Here is a 7,318-nt window from a genome sequence, read left to right on the forward strand (position 1 = left end):
CGCGGCTGGACCGGTTTACGGGGTCTTGCCGGGGTTGCGTGCGCTGGCGGCGCGGGCGACGTGGCTTCGGGCGTGTTCGACGGCTGGGCCCAGTTCGGTGAAGAGGTGTTTGTGGTGGCGAAGGGAGTCCAGGACCCCCACCTGGGTGACGAGCCGAAGGTGGCGTTCCTGGATCCCTTTGATCAGCACGGTGATTCCGCGGCGTTCCAGGGCCTGGACGATGTCTGTGATGGTTCTGGCACCGGTTGCGTCCAGGATCTGCAGCTGCGACATGCGGATGATCACGACGTCGACGTTCCGGATGGCGCTGACCCGCTCCAGGACGCGCTCGGCAGCGGCGAAGAATAGTGCCCCGTCGAGCCGGAACACGGCGATGTGCTCGTCCCCTTCGTGGACCGGGCCGGGGATTTCTTCCCGGTGCACACCGCTGGACCGGACCAAAGCACGCAAGGCGAAGAATGCAGCGACGGCGATCCCGATCTCCACGGCCTCGATCAGGTCGAAGGAAACGGTGATCAGTGCGGTGACGAAGAACACGACCGTGTCGGCGCGGGTCGATCCGATCACGCTGCGCAGCGTCTTGAGGGAGACCATGCGAGTCGCGGTGACCATCAGGACCCCGGCCAAGGCAGCAAGGGGGATGCCGGAAACCGGGCCGGTGGCCAGGTACACCACGGCAAGCAGGACCAGCGCATGGGTAATGGCGGCAAGGCGTGTCCTGCCCCCGGAACGAATGTTGACCGCTGTGCGGGCGATGGCACCAGTGGCCGGCATGCCGCCGAAGAATCCGGACGCGACGGACGCGAGGCCCTGGCCCAGGAGCTCACGGTCCGCGTCATAGGGGCCGGTATCCGAGATCGACGCTCCGACCCGTGCAGAGAGCAGTGACTCGATCGCGGCCAGGGCCGCGATCGTAGCCGCGGACCCGGCCAGCGCGGTGATCGTCCCCAGGTCCAGGGAGGGGATCATCGGGGCCGGCAGGGAATCGGGCAGCGCACCGATCCGGGTCACAGGCGGGTCGAGGAACTGTGCGGCCACAGTGGCAATGATGATCGCGATGAGCGAGCCCGGGATCCGGGGGTGGATCCGCGGTGACGCAATCATGATCACCGCCACCAGAGCCACCACGGCAACCGGCGCAAGGAACGAGGCAGGGGACACGGTGCCGATGGCCTGGGCGGCAGAGATGACGGCGTTGCTGCTGGGGCCCGGCTTGGTGCCGAACGCGGCAGGGACCTGCTGGAGGAAGATGATCACCGCGATTCCGACGGTGAAGCCCTCGATCACCGGCCAGGGCAGGAGCGTCACGACCCGCCCGAGTTTGAGTAGCCCCGCGGCCACCACTATCACCCCGGCAAGGACCGAGACCGCGGCCAGCGCCCCGAGCCCGTGGGCGGCGATGACCGGGCCCAGAACCACGACCATGGCGCCGGTGGGTCCGGAGACCTGGATGTTGGAACCACCGAAGACGGCCGCGATCACGCCGGCGATCACCGCGGTGATCAATCCGCTGGCCGCACCCGCGCCGGAGCTGACACCAAATGCCAGGGCCAGCGGCAGCGCGACGATGCCGACCGTGACCCCGGCAATCAAGTCTCCTTTCCAGGTACCGGGCAATAGCGCGTAATCCTGCCGCCCGGGCAGCAAGGCTCGGACCGCGACCAGTAGCTTCACCGGGTGCTGGCCGCTGCGGCTGACGCGGATGCAGTCGCTTCCGAGGACTCAAGCTGCGCCCGGGTGGTGTGCAGAATGTCGTTGAGCAGCAGTCTGGCGACGGAGAGGAGTTCCGCGACTTGTGGGTAGGCCAGGGTGTAGAACATCTGCAGCGCCCGTCGCTCTCCCTTGACGAGGTGGTATCGGCGCAGCACCGACAGATGCTGGGACAGGTGCGAGGCCTCCAGGCCCGTTGCGGCCAGAAGCTCAGTCACTGACACTTCGGGCGCGGCCGACAGCAGCTCCAGTACCCGGATCCTGACCGGGTGGGCCAGCCCCTTGAACAGATTGGCCTTCACCTCGTATAGCGGTGCCCGGAAATCCGCGAACTCTTCCATGATTGCCTCCCTGGCCCACACCACGAGTCTTTGCTTGACTATTTTATGGATTCATCATCCAGTGTAACAAGGGTGGGAATAGAGAGCCCTGCAGGCCAACACAAGAGGGCCCCATCTCGGATGAGGCCCTCCTCTGTGGTTCGGTGAACCGGCTAGCGAGGAACCCCCTACGCCGTCACCTCCAGCGACGCTTCCAGCGCTGCGTCGGCATCCCGCAGGACCTTGGCTGCCACTTCGAGTCCTTCGATCCGGCCGAGGGAAGTGTCTTCGTGCTCGATGTTGACCAGCATGTTCGGGTCCACTTCATAGAGGGCACGCAGGAACTCGGTCCAGTAGGCGGTGTCGTGCCCGCGGCCGAGGGCAACGAAGTCCCACGCGGAGTTCTTGGGCCACCCGTTGGCCCATTCGTCGCCGCCGAGGTTGGTGCGGCTTTCCTCCGGGGAGAGCCGGCGGAAGCTGTTGTCGAGCACCCCGTAGAGGGCTGCGTTCGCGGTGTTGATGCGCACGTCTTTCGCGGCTGCCTGGAAGACCAGGGGTCCGAGTTCGCGGACCACGGCTACCGGATCCATCTGCTGCCAGAACAGGTGCGAGGCATCCAGTTCGACGCCGACGTGGGTGGCGCCCGTGAGTTCGATGAGCTTGTGGACATCTGCGGAGTTGAACACGATGTTCTGCGGGTGCAGTTCGAGGGCTACCTTGACGCCATACCCAGCGGCCAGGCGGTCTGTCTCGCGCCAGAACTTCGCTGCGATGTCCCACTGGTAGTCCAGCACGTCCAGGGCCGCCGAGTTCCAGGCGTTGACGACCCAGTTGACCGTGGTGGCTCCCGGCTCGCCCCCGGGCACGCCGGACATGGTCACTACCCGGTTCTGGCCGAGGCGCTCTGCAAGCCGGATGGAACGGCGGATGTCCTCGGCATGCTTCTCGCCGATCTCGCGCTTGGGGTGCAAGGGGTTGCCGTTGCAGTTCAGTCCTGCGATCGCGACGCCGGTCCCCTCGAAGATCGCGAGGTAGTCGTCGCGGGCGGCATCCGAGACAAGAATGTCGTCGAAGGTGGGGACGTGGACCGCGGGGAGGAAGCCGCCGGTGTTGATCTCGATGCCCGTCAGACCCAGGTCCGCGATGACCTTCAAGGCCTCGGGAAGCGGCCTGTCGTGCAGGATTGCGTTGTAGACGCCGAGTTTCATAGCGTGATGGTCTTTCCGTTGTTGAGTGCGGATTCGGTGACGGCGCCGAGCAGTTCCATGTTGCGGACGCCTTCGTCGAACGTGGCGCAGCGGGGGAGTGACTCGGATTCCGGAAGTCCGGCGACCTCCTCGAGGAACGCCCGGGCCTGGTAACCGAAGGCGTCGTTCTGCCCGAAGCCCACTTCGGGGGCGTCCATGGCGAGGCCGCCGGCGATGTAGGGGTGGCCCGGGCCGAGGATGACCTGGCGGTAGCCGTTCTCGTTGCCGGAGCCATCGTTGAGGAAGAGCTGGATTTCGGAGGGGCGGCGCTGGTCGAACTTCGCCGCACCGTTTTCGCAGAACACTTCGAAGTTGAGGCTGTTGGCGTGGCCGGCTGCAACGCGGGACACTTCGAAGCTGCCCGCGCCGTTCTCGAATGCTGCGTTGAAAGCAGCGTAGTCGTCGTTCTCTACGGCCTCGAAGGTGTCGCTGACAGCGGCGTGGTCGTGGCCCATGACGGCGCCAAGGGGCACAGGGCGCTTGTCGATGACGGTGCTCAGGCGACCGCCGCTGATGGACGTGATGTCGCCGCACAGGAACTCGGAGACATAGGCCAGGTGGCTTCCGACGTCGGCCAGCGCACCGGAGCCGGGACCCCCCTTGTAGCGCCAGCTCATGGGAGCGGAAGGGCTGAAGCCGTAGTCGGTCCAGTAGCGGCCGCTGAAGTGCAGCACCTTGCCGAGGACGCCGGTGCGGATCAAGTCGCGGATGTAGGCGATGCCCGGTGTGCGGCGGAACGTGAAGCCGATGCGCGCGATGCTGGAAGCGTTGCGGGCTGCGTCCGCCATGGCCCGGGCGTCCTCGATCGAGTCGCTCAGCGGCTTCTCGCAGAGGACGTGCTTCCCTGCGGCCAGGAGTCCCTCGACCACCTCGCGGTGAAGAGAGTTCGCGATGACGACACTCACGACGTCGATATCGTCCGCTTCCGCGATCGCCTGCCATGAGGTGTCATTGCGTTCGTAGCCGAAACGCCGGGCAGCGAGGGACCCGAACTCCGGGTTCACGTCGCCGATCGACACGAGGCGCACCGGCGGAAGCACGGGGCTGTAAAGGGCAGACGCTGTGCGGTAGGCCGCCGCGTGTGCCTTGCCGGCCATTCCTGCGCCGATGACGGCGACCCCTAGGCTCTCAGCCATTGATTTCTCCTTCGAAATTCAGCCTGGGTGTCGAGCACACCGGGGCATTTTGGAGCGCTACAATTTAGCACTGGACTTACAGCGTAATCATGTGAGTATGTCCTGTCAATGTCTTGGGAATACCCTTGACAGCAGAGGAGAAAGGTTCCCGAACCATGAGTGCCAGCAGTCCAAAAACCCGCCGCCCCACCATCTATGACGTTGCCAAGCTAGCCGGCGTCTCGCCGTCGTTGGTGTCCTTGGTCCTCCAAGCGCCGGCGAGGGTCAGTGACAAGCGCCGCGAAGCCGTCCAGGCCGCAATATCGGAGTTGGGCTACCGGCCCAGCCGGGCCGCGACAACCCTCGCGAGCAATCGGACCAAGAGCATCGGCCTGGTGATCGACGACTACCGGAACCTCTGGTTCGTGGACCTGCTGAGGGGTATGGAATCCGTCCTCTCCGATCTCGGATACCACGTCATGCTGGCCGACTCCCGGCCCGGCGAGCACCGCATCAAAGAAGCCACGGACGGCCTCCTCGCCATGCACATTGATGCGCTGGTGATCGCGGCGGAACCGAGCGAGCCTATGCTGGCGCGGACCTGGGTACCCACGGTGGTGGCCGGATGGCGCATGGGGGTGCCGAGCGGCGCCGACCTCATTACCAACGACGACGACGGCGGAGGCGGCCTGGCCGCGAGCCACTTGCTGGAGCTGGGCCACACCCGCATCGGCCATCTCTCAGGGTCCGACGGCGCGTCAGCCCATCGGCGCGCCGGTTTCCGGCGGCAGATCCAGGCAGCCGGCGTCGAACTCCTGATTGCCGAGTCCCAAGGTACTTCGGAGGAAGATGGCTACGCCGGCGCCTCCTGGCTGCTGGACCACCATCCGGACACCACCGCGATCTTCGCGGCCAACGACACCATGGCCGTGGGCGCCTTCGCCGTCCTCAAGGCCAGGGGCCTTCGCGTGCCCAACGACATTTCTGTGATCGGCTACGACAATTCCCCGCTGGCCAAGTCGAGGTACTTGGACATCACTTCCGTCGACAACCGAAGCGACGTTGTCGGCATTAATGCTGCGCACAGGCTGCTCGCCAGGATTGAAGACCCCGCCATCAAGCCCGAGCGCACCCTGATTGATCCCGTCCTGGTGGTGCGAAGCACCACGTCTCGGCCCGCCCCGTAGCCCCGATCTGAACGGTGTTCCCCGGGAGATCACGTGACCATCTCACGTAAAAACATCCTAATGTCAGGACAAAGGATTGACATCTGTGAGGCGAGTCACCATGATCTGTGTAGAGGGCTTTGAGCTCCTGCAGAGTGGCAGGGCCACAACCCCAATCAAAGGAGATAAATCGTGAAGAAGTTTTCCTGGCGGAAGGCGGCACTCGTTGCGGCCGTCGTTCCGATGATGGCTCTAAGCGCTTGTTCCAGCACGGGCGGGAAGCCAGCTGACAGCGGTAACGCCGCCGGCGGCGGTCAAGCCGTCAGCACTCCGCGTATGAAAGTCGCCCTCATCACCCACGCGGCGGCAGGCGATACATTCTGGGATATCGTCCGTAAGGGCGCTGAGGAAGCGTCCGCGAAGGACAATGTTGACCTCCTGTACACAAGCGACCCCGAAGCTGGCCGCCAGGCCCAGCTCGTGCAGCAGGCTATCGACCAAAAGGTTGACGGTATAGCCGTCACGCTCGCCACGCCGGATGCCCTCAAGGACGTCCTTAAGAAAGCAACCGATGCCGGTATCCCCGTAGTGAGCCTCAACGCCGGCGAAGGCGTCTCGGCACAGCTCGGCGCGTTCACCCACTTCGGCTCGAACGAGAAGCTCGCTGGCGAGGCCGTCGGAACCAAGCTTGCATCGCAAGGCTTCAAACACCCGGTCTGCGTGATCCAGCAGCAAGGCCACGTTGGCCTTGAGGCACGGTGTGCCGGTGTCAAGGCGAAAGTGCCTGGAACGGAAATCCTTTACGTCGATGGCAAGGACATGACTGCGGTCCAGTCCACCGCTACTGCGAAGCTCCAGGCAGCCAAGGATGCAGATGTCATCATCGGCTTGGGCGCGCCGATCACCCTCACGCTCCTCAAGTCCGTCACGGACGCCAGCAGCTCTGCAAAGGTGGCCAGCTTCGACCTGAACGCGGACCTCGCCCAGAAAATCGTGGACGGCTCTGTGATCTTCACCGTGGACCAGCAGCCGTGGCTCCAGGGCTACATGTCCGTTGACTCCCTGTGGCAGGCCAAGCGCGGCGGCTTCAAGCTCGGCGGCGGCCAGCCCGTTCTGACCGGTCCCACCATCGTGGACAAGTCCAACGCTTCCGACGTCCTCAAATTCGCCCAGCAGGGCGTCCGCTAGATCCAGGATTCTGGCCGCGCGGCCTGACCAACAAGGAGTTCTTCCTATGGCAAACACAGCAACCCTGCCGCCGGCACCGGCTTCGGCCCCCGGCGATGAGCGGATCGGACGCCGGAGCCCGGTCCAGAAGTTTCTGGGCAGGCCTGAAGTCGGCGCCCTCGTGGGGGCCGTTGTTCTCTTCATTTTCTTCGCTTCGGTGTCCCAGACGTTCACGCAGCCGAACGCGCTCGCGACCGTGCTGTATGGTTCTTCGACGATCGGGATCATGGCGGTGGGGGTGTCGCTGTTGATGATCGGCGGCGAGTTCGACCTTTCCACCGGTGTAGCCGTGATTTCCTCGGCCCTGACTGCCTCGCTGTTCAGCTGGAACTTCTCGCTGAACGCGTGGGTCGGCGTCGTGCTGGCGCTCGTCGTTTCGCTCGGCATCGGTTTCATCAACGGCTGGATCCTGGTCAAGACGAAGCTGCCGTCCTTCATCGTGACGCTCGCGACGTTCCTGATGCTCACGGGCCTGAACCTGGCCCTGACCCGGCTGATTGGCGGGTCCGTGTCCTCGCCGTCGATTTCCAAGC

The 7,318-nt window shown here is 64.8% G+C and carries 7 protein-coding genes; 3 read left to right on the forward strand and 4 right to left on the reverse strand.

The window, feature by feature from the left end; translation table 11 throughout:
- Window positions 1-15 precede the first annotated feature (15 nt).
- The 4 genes from AB4068_RS04540 to AB4068_RS04555 form a co-directional block, all read right to left on the reverse strand.
- Complete coding sequence (locus AB4068_RS04540; RefSeq protein WP_441432774.1) at window positions 16-1,674, reverse strand: SulP family inorganic anion transporter; 1,659 nt, start codon at window positions 1,672-1,674, stop codon at window positions 16-18.
- Window positions 1,671-2,051, reverse strand: a complete 381-nt coding sequence (locus AB4068_RS04545; protein WP_284989653.1) for an ArsR/SmtB family transcription factor — start codon at window positions 2,049-2,051, stop codon at window positions 1,671-1,673. Before AB4068_RS04545 ends, AB4068_RS04540 begins: the two co-directional genes overlap by 4 nt.
- A gap of 167 nt (window positions 2,052-2,218) precedes the next feature.
- The gene (locus tag AB4068_RS04550; RefSeq protein WP_441432775.1) at window positions 2,219-3,238 is read right to left on the reverse strand and encodes a sugar phosphate isomerase/epimerase family protein; all 1,020 of its coding nucleotides are present in this window, start codon (window positions 3,236-3,238) and stop codon (window positions 2,219-2,221) included.
- Window positions 3,235-4,413 carry a Gfo/Idh/MocA family protein gene (locus tag AB4068_RS04555; protein ID WP_306962934.1) on the reverse strand — a complete coding sequence of 393 codons (1,179 nt, stop codon included), beginning with the start codon at window positions 4,411-4,413 and terminating at the stop codon, window positions 3,235-3,237. The genes AB4068_RS04550 and AB4068_RS04555 overlap by 4 nt, the downstream gene beginning before the upstream one ends.
- A gap of 155 nt (window positions 4,414-4,568) precedes the next feature.
- On the opposite strand from AB4068_RS04555, the gene AB4068_RS04560 reads away from it, so the two are divergent.
- From AB4068_RS04560 to AB4068_RS04570, 3 genes are all read left to right on the forward strand, one after another.
- The gene (locus AB4068_RS04560; RefSeq protein ID WP_441432776.1) at window positions 4,569-5,579 is read left to right on the forward strand and encodes a LacI family DNA-binding transcriptional regulator; all 1,011 of its coding nucleotides are present in this window, start codon (window positions 4,569-4,571) and stop codon (window positions 5,577-5,579) included.
- A gap of 171 nt (window positions 5,580-5,750) precedes the next feature.
- Window positions 5,751-6,746, forward strand: coding sequence for a substrate-binding domain-containing protein (locus AB4068_RS04565; protein ID WP_284989657.1), 996 nt, complete (start codon window positions 5,751-5,753; stop codon window positions 6,744-6,746).
- Between the two features lie 46 nt (window positions 6,747-6,792).
- A partial coding sequence (locus AB4068_RS04570; protein WP_441432777.1) for an ABC transporter permease occupies window positions 6,793-7,318 on the forward strand: 526 nt, incomplete at its 3' end.

The organism is Arthrobacter sp. 2RAF22 (genome assembly GCF_052115325.1).
In the GTDB taxonomy this organism is placed as follows: domain Bacteria; phylum Actinomycetota; class Actinomycetes; order Actinomycetales; family Micrococcaceae; genus Arthrobacter.